Origin of the sequence: Massilia sp. TSP1-1-2, assembly GCF_049896185.1 — a bacterium.
GTDB lineage: Bacteria > Pseudomonadota > Gammaproteobacteria > Burkholderiales > Burkholderiaceae_D > Telluria_A.
Genome location: NZ_JAFCTU010000001.1, coordinates 316,804 through 330,042 on the forward strand (window position 1 = coordinate 316,804; position 13,239 = coordinate 330,042).

General features: G+C 60.4%; 12 protein-coding genes. 4 read left to right on the plus strand and 8 right to left on the minus strand.

Going from position 1 to position 13,239, the window contains the following annotated elements; genetic code table 11:
* The first annotated feature begins 79 nt into the window (after nt 1-79).
* Nucleotides 80-346, plus strand: a complete 267-nt coding sequence (gene rpsT, locus ACP7BV_RS01455) for a 30S ribosomal protein S20 (RefSeq protein WP_426100752.1) — start codon at nt 80-82, stop codon at nt 344-346.
* Between the two features lie 400 nt (nt 347-746).
* Here the strand turns inward: rpsT and ACP7BV_RS01460 are convergent, their stop codons facing one another.
* On the minus strand, nt 747-1,316 hold the full coding sequence (locus tag ACP7BV_RS01460; RefSeq protein WP_426100754.1) for a pseudouridine synthase: 570 nt from the start codon (nt 1,314-1,316) through the stop codon (nt 747-749).
* Between the two features lie 265 nt (nt 1,317-1,581).
* Here ACP7BV_RS01460 and icd point away from each other — a divergent pair, with 265 nt between their 5' ends.
* Nucleotides 1,582-2,835 (plus strand): NADP-dependent isocitrate dehydrogenase, encoded by a 1,254-nt coding sequence (icd, locus tag ACP7BV_RS01465; RefSeq protein ID WP_426100756.1) that lies wholly within the window; start codon nt 1,582-1,584, stop codon nt 2,833-2,835.
* 107 nt (nt 2,836-2,942) lie between these two features.
* Here the strand turns inward: icd and ACP7BV_RS01470 are convergent, their stop codons facing one another.
* The 4 genes from ACP7BV_RS01470 to cspE form a co-directional block, all read right to left on the minus strand.
* Nucleotides 2,943-3,359, minus strand: a complete 417-nt coding sequence (locus tag ACP7BV_RS01470; RefSeq protein WP_426100758.1) for a hypothetical protein — start codon at nt 3,357-3,359, stop codon at nt 2,943-2,945.
* 110 nt (nt 3,360-3,469) lie between these two features.
* Nucleotides 3,470-3,841, minus strand: coding sequence for a tachylectin-related carbohydrate-binding protein (locus ACP7BV_RS01475; RefSeq protein ID WP_426100760.1), 372 nt, complete (start codon nt 3,839-3,841; stop codon nt 3,470-3,472).
* 129 nt (nt 3,842-3,970) lie between these two features.
* Nucleotides 3,971-5,206, minus strand: a complete 1,236-nt coding sequence (locus tag ACP7BV_RS01480) for a GAF domain-containing sensor histidine kinase (protein WP_426100762.1) — start codon at nt 5,204-5,206, stop codon at nt 3,971-3,973.
* Between the two features lie 98 nt (nt 5,207-5,304).
* On the minus strand, nt 5,305-5,508 hold the full coding sequence (gene cspE, locus ACP7BV_RS01485; protein ID WP_010395943.1) for a transcription antiterminator/RNA stability regulator CspE: 204 nt from the start codon (nt 5,506-5,508) through the stop codon (nt 5,305-5,307).
* Between the two features lie 319 nt (nt 5,509-5,827).
* On the opposite strand from cspE, the gene clpS reads away from it, so the two are divergent.
* Nucleotides 5,828-6,130 carry an ATP-dependent Clp protease adapter ClpS gene (gene clpS / locus ACP7BV_RS01490; protein ID WP_426100764.1) on the plus strand — a complete coding sequence of 101 codons (303 nt, stop codon included), beginning with the start codon at nt 5,828-5,830 and terminating at the stop codon, nt 6,128-6,130.
* A complete protein-coding gene (clpA, locus tag ACP7BV_RS01495) occupies nt 6,127-8,427 on the plus strand; it encodes an ATP-dependent Clp protease ATP-binding subunit ClpA (RefSeq protein WP_426100766.1) in 2,301 nt (766 codons plus the stop codon). The genes clpS and clpA overlap by 4 nt, the downstream gene beginning before the upstream one ends.
* A 292-nt stretch (nt 8,428-8,719) precedes the next feature.
* On the opposite strand, the gene ACP7BV_RS01500 is transcribed toward clpA, so the two are convergent.
* The 3 genes from ACP7BV_RS01500 to prpR all read right to left on the minus strand — a co-directional run bounded on the left by ACP7BV_RS01500 (nt 8,720) and on the right by prpR (nt 13,032).
* Nucleotides 8,720-9,898, minus strand: a complete 1,179-nt coding sequence (locus ACP7BV_RS01500) for a trans-sulfuration enzyme family protein (protein WP_426100768.1) — start codon at nt 9,896-9,898, stop codon at nt 8,720-8,722.
* Complete coding sequence (locus tag ACP7BV_RS01505; protein ID WP_426100770.1) at nt 9,895-11,271, minus strand: pyridoxal-phosphate dependent enzyme; 1,377 nt, start codon at nt 11,269-11,271, stop codon at nt 9,895-9,897. Before ACP7BV_RS01505 ends, ACP7BV_RS01500 begins: the two co-directional genes overlap by 4 nt.
* A 156-nt stretch (nt 11,272-11,427) precedes the next feature.
* Entirely contained in the window at nt 11,428-13,032 is a 1,605-nt protein-coding gene (gene prpR, locus ACP7BV_RS01510) for a propionate catabolism operon regulatory protein PrpR (protein WP_426100973.1), read from the minus strand.
* Nucleotides 13,033-13,239 lie beyond the last annotated feature (207 nt).

A 13,239-nucleotide genomic window follows, 5' to 3' on the forward strand; every position in this document is an offset into this window, starting at 1 on the left:
AGAATTCTGTTACGCAGACACTAATGTTTAGCAGACGCTAATGTTTGCAAACGCAACTTGACCCGATCTAGGAAATTCCATGGCAAATACAGCACAAGCGCGCAAACGCGCTCGTCAAGCAGTAAAGCAAAACGCTCACAATTCGTCGCAGCGTTCGACCCTGCGTACCGCAATCAAAGCGGTTCGCAAGGCCATCCAGGCTGGCGACAAGGCTGCTGCAACGGCGATCTTCCAGACCTCCGTGTCGAAGATCGACAGCATTGCTGACAAAAAAATCATCCACAAGAACAAGGCAGCTCGTCACAAGAGCCGTCTGGCAGCAGCCCTGAAAGCGCTGGCAGCTTAATCGCTCCGCGTTTTGGCGGACTTGTCCGCCAGCTGCAACTTGAGATGGTAAAAACCCGCCTGACCTGGTCACGGCGGGTTTTTTCGCTTGTGTGCGCGCGGAAAGCCGCAACGTGCCCCATGACATCGTCCTCGCGGACGCGGGGACCCATAGAACGGTTGTTCAATTGAACCGTTCCATGGGTCCCCGCGTGCGCGAGGACGATGTCGTTTTCGTTTTCGAGTTCGCAAACTTCGCGATTTCTGTCGGGCCGACTGATCTCAATGCGTTTTACTACACCCTCGCTCGCGAGGACGATGTGGGGTTGCTGCACTGTCGCCCATTTTGCAACAGCCGCGTTCGTGACGGCCGTTGGCGGCGGCTGCCCCAGCATGTTTCAGTAGCGCTCGCGCGCCCTGCATCACTCCCTATACTTGCTGATCTTCTCGCTCGCCACCTCCACCCATTCCCCGGGCATCAAAGGATGCGTCGCCAGCGAAAACGGCCCGATACTGCTGCGTACCAGCCGCAAGGTCGGCAAGCCAATTGCCGCCGTCATCCTGCGCACCTGCCGATTCTTGCCCTCCTGTAGCGTGATCGCGATCCAGCTGGTGGGCTTGTCCGCCCGCACCCTGATCGGCGGCGTGCGCGGCCACAGCCACGCAGGTTCGGCAATCTGCACCGCCTTGCACGGCTTGGTCACAAAGTCGCCCAGGTCAAGCGGTCCCTGCAGCCTTGCCAGCGCGCCCGCATCGAGCGCGCCATCGACCTGCACCAGGTAGGTCTTGGCCTCCTTGTGGTCCGGGTGGGCGATTGCATGCTGCAGTTTGCCGTCGTCGGTCAGCAGCATCAAGCCCTCGCTGTCGGCGTCCAGCCGCCCGGCCGGATACACGTTGGGCCGCAAGATATAGTCGGCCAGCGATGCGTGCCCGTCCTGGGGCGTGAACTGGCACAGCACCTGGAACGGCTTGTTAAAGAGAATGAGGGGCATAATGGGGCGGCAGTCGGAGGAATGTTAAGCTTTTGAGCCAATTGTTAGTGTCGCAAAGTCGTAGCGCCTAGTAAAATACTGGTGCATAATGTGAAACGCGCCTCTTATGTCTTATAGAAGACCAAGACTTTCGTCGTATTTGCGTCGTATTTGCGTCGTATTTGCGCCGTATTTGTCGTCGTATTTATTCAATCATTTCGCACACGCCTGACAGAGACAACCCCAAGGTTGCCGGCTGCTGGAACGTCCACTTCGGAGATCAAGAATGTATCAACATATCAAAGTACCCGCTGACGGCCAAAAAATCGTCGTCAATGCCGATTTTTCGCTGAATGTACCAGATAATCCTGTCATTCCCTACATCGAAGGTGACGGCACCGGCGTCGACATCAGCCCCGTCATGATCAAGGTCGTCGATGCGGCCGTTGCCAAGGCATACGGCGGCAAGCGCAAGATCAGCTGGATGGAAATTTACGCCGGCGAAAAGTCGACCAGCGTCTACGGCCCCGACGTCTGGCTGCCGGAAGAAACGCTCGAAGTGCTCAAGGACTACGTGGTCTCGATCAAGGGTCCATTGACGACGCCGGTCGGCGGCGGCATCCGTTCGCTCAACGTCGCCCTGCGCCAGCAGCTCGACCTGTATGTCTGCCTGCGCCCGGTGCGTTACTTTACCGGCGTGCCTTCGCCAGTGAAAGAGCCTGAGAAGACCGACATGGTCATCTTCCGCGAAAATTCGGAAGACATCTACGCCGGTATCGAATACCAGCAAGGTTCCGAAGGCGCCAAGAAATTGATGGACTTCCTGATCAAGGAAATGGGCGTTACCAAGATCCGCTTCCCGAACACGTCGGGCCTGGGCATCAAGCCAGTATCGATCGAAGGCACCGAGCGCCTGGTGCGCAAGGCGATCCAGTACGCGGTCGACAACGACAAACCGTCGGTGACGATCGTCCACAAGGGCAACATCATGAAGTACACCGAAGGCGGCTTCCGCGATTGGGCGTACGCGCTGGCGCAGAAGGAATTCGGCGCTGAGCTGATCGATGGCGGCCCATGGTGCAAGTTCAAGAACCCGAAGACCGGCCGCGACATCATCATCAAGGATTCGATCGCCGACGCCTTCCTGCAGCAGATCCTGCTGCGTCCGGCAGAGTACAGCGTGATTGCAACGCTGAACCTGAACGGCGACTACATTTCCGACGCACTGGCAGCGCAAGTTGGCGGCATTGGTATTGCGCCAGGCGCCAACCTGTCCGATTCGGTTGCGATGTTTGAAGCGACTCACGGCACCGCACCTAAGTACGCAGGCAAGGATTACGTGAACCCGGGTTCGCTGATCTTGTCCGCTGAAATGATGCTGCGCCACATGGGCTGGCTCGAAGCGGCCGACCTGATCATCTCGTCGATGCAAAAGTCGATCGCCAGCAAGAAAGTTACCTACGACTTCGCGCGCCTGATGGAAGGCGCGACGCAGGTATCGTGCTCCGGTTTCGGCGATGTGATGATCGAGCAGATGTAATAGCAAAGTACCGCTGACAAAAAGCCCCGCCTCGTAAGAGAGCGGGGCTTTTTTTATTGGGCGCTGACTGGCTGACTTGCTGGCTTGCTGACGCGACCGGACGCGCTTTACGTCTTGGGAGGCGTGCCGCCGCAGGCAACCATCCTGCCGTCGGAAGACTTGTCGCAAAAAGGCGCGGCGCCGCCGCAGGCAACCATCTTGCCGTCGGTCGACTTGGCGCAATGGTTTGCCCGGCCGCCGCACGCCACCATCTTGCCGTCGTGCGAAGTGTCGCACACGGTTGCCATGCCGCCGCAGGCGACCATGTGGCCGTCCGGCGACTTTTGGCACACCTGGGCAATTGCGCCGCAGGCCACCATTTTGCCGTCGGAAGAGCTGTCACAGAAGGGGGCGCCCGTCACGACGGAAGAGCTGGTCGACATATCGATGTTCGGCGGTGAAATACTCAGGCAGCCGGTAAGTGTCGCAGCCAGTGCTGCAGCAACGATCAGCGCGCGCAGCACGCCGCTCTTGGTGGTTTTCAATGTAGTTCCTCGGCAGGTATTCCGGGCAAGCACCAGCGCTCGCCCCGGTGTGAATATGATATCAATAATTTAATATTGGACGAAAAATAGTATCATATCCTGCGTGCAGCTCAAATGCCGTCGCCGCCATGAAAGATGTGCCGCGCCTGCCACCCCACGCCCACCTTCTTGCCCTCGTTAAAGCCCCAGGTAAATGTGCCGTCCTGCTGGCCGACATGGCGGTACCACATCAGATCATTATTGTTGTTGACGGTGTAGATCACGCCGCCGTCGCCAGCGAACACGTGCTTGACCGCCCACTGGTTGCCGACCTTCTTGCCCTGGTCGAAAGCCCAGCGAAAAGTGCCGTCCGGGTGGTCCAGGTACTGGTACCACAGCAGGTCGAGGTTGGGGGCGATGACATAGATGAGGGCGCGCGGGCCATCAGGAACAGGGCCGCTGCAAAGGCAAGCAGAGCGGATAGGCGATGCGGGTTCATGCAAGAGCTCCGGACGAGTCAGGTTTGCCGCGGCAGGCGGTCAACACCGGAGCGCGAACAGCCATGGTGTGCGAATGAAATGAGGCGAGCCTGATGCTGCTCAAGCGTGCGCATAGCGGGCCACTGGCAAAAGCTAGCGCGCCGTCTTGCGCCGCTCGACGAAGTCGCGTCCCTTGAGGCGGAAAATAAAGCGCGTGGATTGCTCGGACGACGCGACGGCCAGTTCGCCGCCATGCGAGCGCGCAATTTCTGACACGATGAACAAGCCCAGGCCCAGCCCCTCATTAGATGCCTTGGCCGAGGCGCGCCAAAACGGCTTGAACAACTGGTCGATCGTCGCTTGCGAGATGGCCGGCCCATGGTTGACGATGGCCAGTTCAAAGATGCCGTTTTGCGACGAGCACTGCACCAGCACGGGGGAATCGGCGTCGCCGTACACCAGCGCATTTTTCAGCAGGTTCGACAGCATCTGCTGGATGCGCTGCACGTCGCACAGCACGGGGACGGCGAGCGTGAAATCGATGTCGATCGCGCGCCCCGGGTAGGCGCTGCGCAATTCGTCGATTACTTGCATCATTGGGGCCAGCAGCGACGTTTGCTGCTGCATGTCGAGCGCAATGCCGCCGCCCATACGGCCCCGCGTAAAGTCGAGCACGTCGTCGACCAGCCCTGCCATGCGCAGCGCGCTGCGCTTCATGCGCTCAACCACGCCGGCCGCGCGCGGCGTGAGGCTTTCAAATTGAAGCAGGTCGGCGCCGAGCAAAATCGAGCCGAGCGGCGTGCGCAGGTCGTGCCCGAGCACGGCGATGAACTGTTCGCGCAATTCCGACGTTTCGCGCTCGCCGAGCAGCGCGACCTGCGATTCGCTCAGCCTGGCTTCGGTTTCCAGGTGCTTGGTGATGAGCTGGGCAAACAGCGTCATGCTCGCCACCGTCGCGCTGCCCGACACTGTCGCTGCCAGCGGATCGAGCGCGCACAGGGTGCCGAAATATTCGCCGTCGGGGCGTATCACGGGGATGGAAATATAGCTTTGGAACCCATGCAGGCGTGGTATGGGATGGTCGTGGTAGGCCGGGTCGGTGCTGACGTTGTCGATAATGACGGCGCGCCGGGTCTTGCGCACGGTTTGGCAGAATGTGGTTGCGAGGTCGAGTCCGTCGCCAACCTTGAGGCCGAATTCAAGCCTGTCGAGCACGGCGCAGGTGGTCCACGATGCGTCGGTCACGCGGGCGATGCACACAAAGCGCAAGCCGGTGAGTGCGGCCACAGCTTCGAGGATGGTTGGCACGGACGAGATGGATTGGATGGCGGCGATATCGCTCGCCTGATCATGCATCGGCACGGGAACCTCGTCGTCTTGAAATGTCAATTCATCCTACCATGGCGCAACGCGCGCGCACGGGAGCGCGCGGCCCGGGCGAAAAAAAACCCCGTCTCGCAACGGGGTTTTTTTACATCGGGTAAGCTTTACGCAGCCTGGATGTTGGAAGCTTGCTTGCCTTTAGGGCCTTGCGTGACTTCGAATTGAACTTTTTGACCTTCTTTGAGGGTCTTGAAACCGTTCATGTTGATTGCGGAGAAGTGTGCGAACAGATCCTCGCCGCCGTCATCTGGAGTGATGAAGCCAAAACCTTTGGAATCATTGAACCACTTAACTGTACCTGTTGCCATAAAGAACTTTCAAATAAAAACCAATCACACGAGCCATAAAAGCAAGAAGCTTTTGCCCCCTCCTCAGCCTGCTCACTTCGGATTAACCATGTACATAAGTACAAGTCAATAACTGCATTGTTGGTTGAAAAAATAGCGAAGTCAAGTGGTTTTGCTGCGGAATTGCCGAAAAGCTCACGTCAAACACAAAAGCAACTCTTGAATTCCCGGTTCTGGACGCCATCTGCGCATTAATCGGAAAACGCGTAAGATGGAAAACAAATGTAAATGCCCTGATATTTACGTAATGCATCAACATTGAAAGCATTAGAATAAGCGTATGGCAACCAAGCAAGACACCGAACAAGTGCTGGAGCGGCAGGTGGTCAAGCCACCGCCGCTGTACCAGGTAGCGCTGCTCAATGATGACTACACTCCAATGGAGTTTGTGGTGGCCATTATTCAGGAGTACTTCAACAAGGATCTGGAGACGGCGACGCAGATTATGCTTTCCGTCCATCGCCACGGCAAGGGAGTGTGCGGCGTGTTTTCCAAAGATATAGCCTGTACAAAAGTGGAGTTTGTATTAACGCATGCGCGCAAGGCGGGGCATCCCCTGCAGTGCGTTATGGAGGAAGTATGATTGCGCAGGAACTCGAAGTTTCCCTACACATGGCTTTTGTCGAAGCTCGGCAAGCACGTCATGAATTCATTACAGTCGAGCATTTGCTGCTGGCGCTTCTGGACAATCCATCGGCCGCCGAAGTCTTGCGCGCCTGTGCTGTCAACATTGAAGACCTGCGCAAAACGCTGACCAACTTCATTGGCGACAACACGCCAACCGTGCCTGGCACGGGCGAAGTGGACACCCAGCCCACGCTCGGCTTTCAGCGGGTGATCCAGCGCGCCATCATGCACGTGCAGTCCGCGTCCAATGGCAAGAAGGAAGTCACGGGCGCCAACGTGCTCGTGGCCATCTTTGGCGAGAAGGATTCGCATGCGGTCTACTACCTGCACCAGCAGGGCGTAACGCGGCTCGACGTCGTCAACTTTATTTCCCACGGCGTGCGCAAGGACCAGCAGGTCGACATGCAAAAAACGTCCGAGGGAGTCGAGGAAGCGCAGGTTGAAGGGCAGGCCAAGGAAAGCCCGCTTGACCAGTTCACGCAAAACCTGAACAAGGCTGCCGCCGAAGGCAAGATCGATCCGCTGATCGGCCGTGAAGACGAGGTCGACCGCGTGATCCAGATCCTGTGCCGTCGCCGCAAGAACAATCCCTTGCTCGTCGGTGAAGCCGGCGTGGGCAAAACGGCGATTGCCGAAGGCCTGGCATGGCGCATCACGCAGGAAGACGTCCCCGAAATCCTGCAAAACGCCATCGTCTACTCGCTCGACATGGGCGCGCTGCTGGCCGGCACCAAGTATCGCGGCGACTTTGAACAGCGCTTGAAAGCGGTCCTCAAGCAATTGAAGGAAACGCCGCACGGCATCCTGTTCATCGACGAGATCCACACGATCATCGGCGCCGGTTCCGCGTCGGGCGGCACGCTGGATGCATCGAACCTGCTCAAGCCGGCGCTCGCTAACGGCCAGCTCAAGTGCATCGGCGCGACCACGTACACGGAGTTCCGCGGCGTGTTCGAGAAAGACCATGCGCTGTCGCGCCGCTTCCAGAAAGTGGACGTCAACGAGCCGACCGTCGAACAGACCATCCAGATCCTGCGCGGCCTGAAATCGCGTTTCGAAGAGCACCACGGCGTGAAGTATTCGTCCTCGGCCTTGACGACGGCCGCCGAACTGGCGGCCCGCTTCATCAACGACCGTCACTTGCCCGACAAGGCGATCGACGTCATCGACGAAGCTGGCGCCGCCCAGCGCATTTTGCCGAAATCGAAGCAGAAAAAGACTATTGGCAAGGCCGAGATCGAAGACATCATCGCCAAGATCGCGCGCATCCCGCCGCAGACCGTCAACCAGGACGACCGCAGCAAGCTGCAAACGATCGACCGCGACTTGCGCAATGTCGTCTTTGGCCAGGAGCCGGCCATCGATGCGCTGTCGTCGGCCATCAAGATGGCGCGCGCCGGGCTGGGCAAGACCGACAAGCCGATTGGTTCCTTCCTGTTCTCCGGTCCTACCGGCGTGGGCAAGACCGAAGTGGCAAAGCAGCTTGCGTTCATTCTGGGCATTGAACTGATCCGCTTCGACATGTCCGAGTATATGGAACGGCATGCCGTCAGCCGCCTGATCGGCGCGCCACCGGGTTATGTTGGTTTCGACCAGGGTGGTTTGCTGACCGAAGCGATTACCAAGAAGCCGCATGCGGTGCTGCTGCTTGACGAGATCGAAAAAGCGCATCCGGATATTTTCAATATCCTGCTGCAGGTGATGGACCACGGCACGCTGACCGATAACAACGGGCGCAAGGCGGACTTCCGCAACGTGATCATCATCATGACGACCAACGCCGGTGCCGAAAGCCTGACCAAGCGTTCGATGGGCTTTACCGAGTCCAAGGCACCAGGCGACGAGATGGCCGACATCAAGCGCATGTTCACGCCGGAGTTCCGCAACCGGATCGACGCGATCATCAGCTTCCGCGCCCTGGACGAAGAAATCATCTTGCGCGTGGTCGACAAATTCCTGATGCAGCTGGAAGAACAGCTGCACGAGAAAAAAGTCGAGGCCATCTTCACCGAGTCGCTGCGCAAGTTCTTGTCTAAAAAGGGTTTCGATCCGCAGATGGGTGCAAGGCCAATGGCGCGCCTGATCCAGGACATGATCCGCAAGGCGCTGGCCGACGAGCTGCTGTTTGGCCGCCTGGTCAACGGCGGGCGCGTGACGGTCGATATGGATGATAAGGATAACGTCACGCTGGAGTTTCCCGAGTCCGATGCACCGCCGCCGATGGCGCCTGCAGAGACGGTCGAGATCGAGTAATCGACTCGCTAAAGTAAAAAACCCGCTTCACGAGGCGGGTTTTTTTACGTTCCTGAACTCCGGGGGGCCTAGCAGCCTGTCGGACTTGCGAAACTAAAACACGATTGCGCGCCTGAAACGAAAAATATTGGCTCTGGATACCATTCGTGGCATTTAAATGCGGAAATTTAGCCTAAATTTTCAGCAAGCGGTCAATAAAGTTTCTTTTTTACCCATAGTCCGACAGGCTGCTAGGTAGGGTATGGTGAAAAAGCGCAACGCGTGCCTTCCACTATAAGCGGCCCTGGAAGCGTCAAATGGCCGCCAGCGCAGCGCGCAAATCATCGCGCAAATCCTCGACATGCTCGACGCCCACCGACAGCCGGATCAAGCCGTCGCTGATCCCGAGCAGCGCGCGCTGGGCCTGCGGAATCGTCGCATGCGTCATCAAGGCGGGATGCTCGATCAAACTCTCCACGCCGCCCAGACTTTCGGCCAGCGTGAACACGTCGCAGCGCTCGAGAAAACGGCGCGCGCCCGCCAGGTCGGTATTTAACTGGATCGAAATGATCCCGCCAAAGCCATTCATCTGACGCCTGGCCAGCGCATGCTGCGGGTGCGACGCTAGCCCGGGATAGAACACCTTGCCCACCTTGGGTTCGCTTTCCAGCCATTGCGCCAGGTCCAGCGCACTGGCGCAATGGCGCTCCAGGCGCAAGGCCAGCGTCTTGATCCCGCGCAGTACCAAGAAGCTGTCGAACGGCCCCTGGATCGCGCCCACCGAATTTTGCAAAAATCCCAGCTGTTCGCGCCAAGCCCCCTGGTGCGGCTCGCCGCCCACCACGGCAATGCCGCCGATGATGTCGGAGTGCCCGTTCATGTACTTGGTTGTCGAGTGCACCACGATGTCGATGCCAAACTCCAGCGGCCGCTGCACGATCGGGCTGGCAAAGGTGTTGTCGCACACGGTGATGACGCCGCGCGCGCGGCAGATGGTGGCGATCGCTGCCAGGTCGGCCAGCTTGAGCATCGGGTTGGTCGGCGTTTCGATCCATACCATGCGCGTCTCTGGCCTCAATGCCGCCAGCAGCGCTTGCGGATCGGTCAAATCAACGTAGGTGAATTCATGCCCCGCGCTGCGCTTGCGTATGCGCTCGAACAGCCGGTACGTCCCGCCATACATGTCGTCGCCGGCGATGATGTGCGAGCCACTGTCGGCCAGTTCCAGCACGGTCGCTATCGCCGCCAGGCCCGACGCAAACGCGAATGCTTGCGCGCCGCTTTCCAGGTCCGCCACGCAGCGCTCCAGCGCCCAGCGCGTGGGGTTATGCGAGCGCCCGTAGTCGAGCCCCTTGTGCACGCCCGGGCTTTCCTGGACAAACGTGGACGTCGCATAAATGGGCGGCATCACCGCGCCCGTTGTCGGGTCGGGAAACTGGCCGCCGTGGATCACGCGCGTGGAAAGGTGCTTCTTGATGGTGGAGTCGGTCACGATAAAGTCCTGCGCAAATGGTTGAGAAGGTCAAAACGCGTAATCAGGCCATAAAAGCGCGCCTCGTCGCAAATGACTGCCGTCAGGCCGCGCTCGAGGATGGTGCGCAGGTTCTGCACGCTGGCCGACGGGCGCAGCGTTTGCAGCTGCGCCGTCATGGTGCTGCTGACTGGGCTTCGGAACCCGGCCGGCTCGCTCGTTACATGCAGCAGCAGGTCCGATTCGTTGATGATGCCGGCCAGGCGCCCCTGGTCCATGACCGGCAGTTGTGCCAGGTCGCTGCTGCGCATGCGGTTAAAGGCGGTGAGCAGGGTGTCGCCCGGCCCCACGGTGACGATGTCGCCGTCGTCATGGCGGCGCCCGATCAGGTCGCGCAAGTCGCCCAGTTGTTCACGCAAAAGCAGCCCCTGGTCGGCCATCCAGCCATCGCTGTAGACCTTGGTGAGGTAGCGTGTGCCGTTGTCGCACACGAACGTGACGACGCGTTTTGGCGTGCTCTGCGCGCGGCAGTAGCGCAGCGCGGCGGCCAGCAAAGTGCCGCTCGACGACCCGCCCAATATGCCTTCCTGGCGCAGCAGCAGGCGCGCCGTGTGAAAGCTTTCCTCGTCGCTGATGGTGTAGGCGCTGGTCACGCGCGACAGGTCGGCGATGGCGGGAATGAAGTCCTCGCCGATGCCTTCCACCGCCCACGAACCGGCGTCGGTGCGCAGCACGCCCGTGTTGATGTAGTCGGCCAGGATCGAGCCCTTGGGATCGGCCAGCACGAATTGCAGCGCCGGCTGCACGCGCTCGAAAAAGCGTGACAGCCCCGTCAGCGTGCCGGACGAACCCACGCCGACGACAATGGTGTCGAGCTGCTGGCCCGTTTGCGACCACAGCTCCGGGCCGGTGCCGGTTTCATGCGCGCGCGGATTGGCAGGATTGTTGAACTGGTCGGCAAACCAGGCGCCGGGAATCTCGCGGGCCAGGCGCGCCGCATAGTCCTGGTAATACTCGGGATGGCCCTTGCCGACGTCGGAGCGGGTCAGGTGGATCTCGGCGCCCAGCGCTTTCAGGTGCAGGATTTTTTCGACCGCCATTTTGTCGGGCACGACCAGCACCACGCGGTAGCCCTTGAGGCGCGCCACCAGTGCCAGTCCCAGGCCCGTATTGCCGGCCGTCGCCTCGACCACCACGCCGCCCGGTCGTAGGCTGCCGTCCGCTTCGGCCGCTTCGATCATGGCGCGCCCGATGCGGTCCTTGATGGAGCCGCCGGGATTTTGGCTTTCAAGCTTGAGGAACAATTGGCAGGGGCCGGTATCGATGCGGGTCACTTCGACCAGCGGCGTATTGCCAATCAGGGAAAACAGGGCAGGTGCGGTTGCGGGCGACATGGGACCTCCAGGTAGCTGGCGCGCGCGCTTGCGAATTTTTCGGCGAGCTTTGCCGCCAGCGGTAAAAGGGCGATCATACGGTTGCGCTGCGGGAGAGGGAACGAATAATTCTAGACTTCGTTAGTCACTTTTTGTGTCGACTTGCTCAAGAACGTATCATTTTTTCAGCTTGCGCCACAGCGTTGTGCGGCTGATGCCCAGGTAGGCCGCCGCTTCGTCGCGCCGCCCGCCAAAACGCGCCAGCACTTGCTCCACCGTTTCGCTCTTGATCTTTGGCGCGGCGAGCGCTTGCGCATCAGGCGCGCCGCGCCCAAGCTCCGGCGCCACGCCGAGCACGAACGCGGGCGTGAGTGCCTGTAGCGGCTCGGCCGCCAGGTAGAGCGCCAGGCGCTCGGCCATGTTGCGCAGTTCGCGCACATTGCCCGGCCAGTTGTAGCGCTCCAGCAGCGGGGCGCAGGCTGTGATTTCGGCATGCAGGTTGGGGTGCGGTCGCGCGCCGAGCGCCGCCAGCGCAGTCTTGAGCGACCATTCGGCCAGCACGACAATGTCATCGGCGCGCTCGCGCAGCGGCGGCAGCGCCAGGCGCAGCACCGCCAGCCGGTAAAACAGGTCGGCCCGAAAGCGTCCTTCGCGCACCCGCGCCTCCAGGTCGCAGTGGGTGGCGCTGATCACCCGCACGCTGACCGCAATGGGCCGCGTGCCGCCCACGCGCACCACCTCGCGCTCTTCGAGCACGCGCAGCAGGCGCGTTTGCAGCGCCAGCGGCATTTCGCCGATTTCGTCGAGGAACAGCGTGCCGTGGTTGGCCGCTTCAAACAGGCCCGCGTGGCCGCCCCGGCGCGCGCCGGTAAAGGCGCCTTCTTCGTGGCCGAACAGTTCGGACTCCAGCAGCGACTCGGCGATCGCTCCGCAGTTGACGGCCACAAAAGGCCGGTTGGGGCCCAGGCTGCGCGGGCTTTCGCGGTGGATGGCTTGCGCCACCATTTCCTTGCCGGTGCCGGTCTCGCCGGCAATCAAGACCGTCGCTGGCGAGCGCGCGTATAGCACCACGGCCTGGCGCAGCGTCTCCATCGCGCCGGACACGCCGCGCAGGTCGTTCAGGCCGTGCTTGGCGCGCAGCGTGTCGGCCACCACCAAGCGGCGCCCGCGAATCGATTCCAGGTGCGTCAGGCGCGCCAGTTCCAGCGCATCGTCAAAGGCCTGGCGGATCGACGCGGCCGAGTAGACGAAAACGCCGGTCAGTCCCGCTTCTTCGGCCAAATCGGTGATCAGGCCCGCGCCCACGACGGCCTGGATGCCGGCAGCTTTCAGTTCATTGATCTGGGCGCGCGCGTCTTCCTCGGTCACGTAGGTGCGCTGGGCGATGGCCACGCCAAAGGTCGCGGCGAACTCCGCCAGTTCGGGCAGTTGCTGCTGGTAAGTGACGACGCCGATGCGGTCCGACACGCGCCGCGCGCGCGCCAGCGCCTGCATGAAATCAAAGCCGCTGGCCTTGGCGATCACCAGCGGCACCGAGACGCGGCCCTTGAGATAGGCCGCGTTTGAACCTGCCGCGATCACCACGTCGCAGCGTTCGGTGGCGACCCGTTCGCGGATCGCGCGCGCCGCCTCGTCAAAGCCCAGGTTCACCGGTTCGATGGTCGCCAGGTGGTCGTATTCAAGCGTGATGTCGCGAAACAGATCGGCCAGACGGGACACCGATACCGTCCAGATGACGGGTTTGTCGGGCGAATCGGGGGCAGGGCGGTTCTGGTAGCTCATATCCTTATTGTAGTCCATGTTTCAAATGGTGTTTCATTTGTGTTTCAATGTTCCACTGGCAATGCAATATTTTGTTTCATTTGTTTGCTTGTGGAGAAACGCAAGCTACCCAAGTGCTTGATTCACAAGGACTCACCCCGTTCTCGTACCTGTGGCACGCCTTTTGCGGTGTAGGTGCTATCTCGTTCAATCGACCACGCAACACTA